The organism is Citrobacter sp. Res13-Sevr-PEB04-36 (genome assembly GCF_015672735.1).
In the GTDB taxonomy this organism is placed as follows: domain Bacteria; phylum Pseudomonadota; class Gammaproteobacteria; order Enterobacterales; family Enterobacteriaceae; genus Citrobacter.
The window spans coordinates 1-1,834 of sequence record NZ_JADABY010000011.1 but is presented as its reverse complement, the minus strand read 5'-3'; the positions used below and the strand labels follow the sequence as shown (position 1 = coordinate 1,834).

The following is a 1,834-nucleotide window of genomic DNA, read 5'->3' as shown; positions in this document are numbered from 1 at the left end:
GCTGTTGATGGCATTGCGCCGCCTTCCGCAGATTTTGCGGCAAAAAGCTATCAGGAATATACCATCCAGCCCGGATTCACTTATAAAGTATGGTGGAAACGGGAAGAGCGCAGCATGTATGGTATCGACCTGGGACAAACCTATTCAGGTTCGTTCCACGCGAATCAAGGACATACCTACGAAATTAGTAATGACAATAACGAAGTTCGAATTGTTGATCTGAGTAAAGACGCTTCTCCAAACATGAAATCTTTGCCGGAATGCAACTACAATCGAGACCTGTTAGGGAAAAAACAGTATCTCTGACATACTTAATTTTGTATGGGTCGGATGCGGCGCTTGCGCCGCTGTCAGGCAAAGAGATGGCGGCGACTAACAATGTCTGATGCGTGGGCACGGATTTTAACTACCGGGTTTATTGGTATGTCCGCAATAAACCCGCATTGGGCAGTTACTTATTGTCTGCCTGCAACTCTAATTATTTAGCTTAGTGGATTTGAAATAAACTGATTATTTATTTAGTCTGTTACTATTATACCGTGCTGTAATAAAATACAGTCATTTAAATATGATGAGATTTACAAAATGTGAAGCGGTTTCAGAAAGTATAGCAGATATATATAACGTATTACCGTCAATAAAACAGATCGCTAACGGTGAAATAAGAATGCTATCATTCGCACCAGACGCTGCGGACAACCGCTGGCATACGCATTTACCCCGGAGCAATTGATGAACAACGACATTCCGTTAAAATATTATGATATCGCCGACGAGTACGCGACCGAGGCTGCGAAATCGGTCAGCGACGCTGAACGCGACGCGCTGGCACACTACTTCCAGTTGCTGATCACTCGTTTAATGAACAACGAGGAGATCAGCGAAGAAGCGCAGCAGGAGATGGCAACGGTCGCCGGGATCGACGCACAGCGTATCGATGATATCGCCGAGTTCCTCAATCGCTGGGGTAATGAGTAGTATCAGCGAAATCCAAAGACGTAGTCTGCGCAGGTATTGTGTTTTACACTGCGCACAGCAACAATTCAGTAGATTAACGATTAACCAGGCGGTAAAGCAATGAACGGAACAATCACAACGTGGTTTAAAGATAAAGGCTTTGGATTTATCAAAGATGAAAACGGTGAGAATCGCTATTTTCATGTGATTAAGGTTGCGAACCCTGAGCTGATCAAGAAAGACGCGGCGGTGACCTTCGAACCGACCACCAATAACAAGGGCTTGTCAGCCTATGCGGTGAAAGTGGTACCTGACAGCAAATACATCTATATCGCGGGTGAGCGCCTGAAGCTCACGGCGATCAAGTCCTGGGTGGTTTACAGCGAAGAAGTGCCGGTTGAAACCCGCATTGATAAAGAAAATGCGGTGTTGTCCGTGGGTGCGCTGATGAACAGCATCAAGCCAAAGTCAGACGTCAAGCCTGGTGAAATGCGCTCGCTGAAAAAGCTGGCCATCACCACCTTCCAGGGTACGACGCTAATCTTCTCAGAAGATGAGATAGACATCGAGGAAACGGTGAAGTTGCTGAAAGTCTAAAACTCTTCAGGCTGAACGTGTGCCGAAATTCTGCTCGTTTCATGAGCAGAATTTCGGTTTTTTTTTGCCTGAATGGTACCAGGCGGACATTGCCTGGGCTTTTAATCAATATAAAAATAGAGCGATAGTTAACCTTTTGATTTTGATGAACTAAAATATAAATGAGTTTATTACACCAATAATATCCAGGCAGCATATGTAAATAGCATGATAACTAAATTATAATTCGTTTACATCCGGTCGGCAGGCGAGGTTAAAATGCGGTTAATTGTCATGTTGT

At 44.5% G+C, this 1,834-nt stretch carries 3 protein-coding genes; all 3 read left to right on the top strand.

Annotation, left to right across the window (positions count from 1 at the left end; genetic code table 11):
* A partial coding sequence (locus IMQ48_RS03115; RefSeq protein ID WP_196207870.1) for a hypothetical protein occupies window positions 1-306 on the top strand: 306 nt, incomplete at its 5' end.
* Window positions 307-732: 426 nt separating this feature from the next.
* A complete protein-coding gene (locus tag IMQ48_RS03110; protein WP_196207869.1) occupies window positions 733-978 on the top strand; it encodes a YmjA family protein in 246 nt (81 codons plus the stop codon).
* A gap of 99 nt (window positions 979-1,077) precedes the next feature.
* A complete protein-coding gene (locus IMQ48_RS03105) occupies window positions 1,078-1,554 on the top strand; it encodes a cold-shock protein (protein WP_196207868.1) in 477 nt (158 codons plus the stop codon).
* The last annotated feature ends 280 nt before the right edge of the window (window positions 1,555-1,834 follow it).

Bases quoted from the DNA above. Each gene is read 5' to 3' on its own strand.
- IMQ48_RS03110 (WP_196207869.1), top strand. From the start codon at position 733: ATGAACAACGACATTCCGTTAAAATATTATGATATCGCCGACGAGTAC.
- IMQ48_RS03105 (WP_196207868.1), top strand. From the start codon at position 1,078: ATGAACGGAACAATCACAACGTGGTTTAAAGATAAAGGCTTTGGATTT.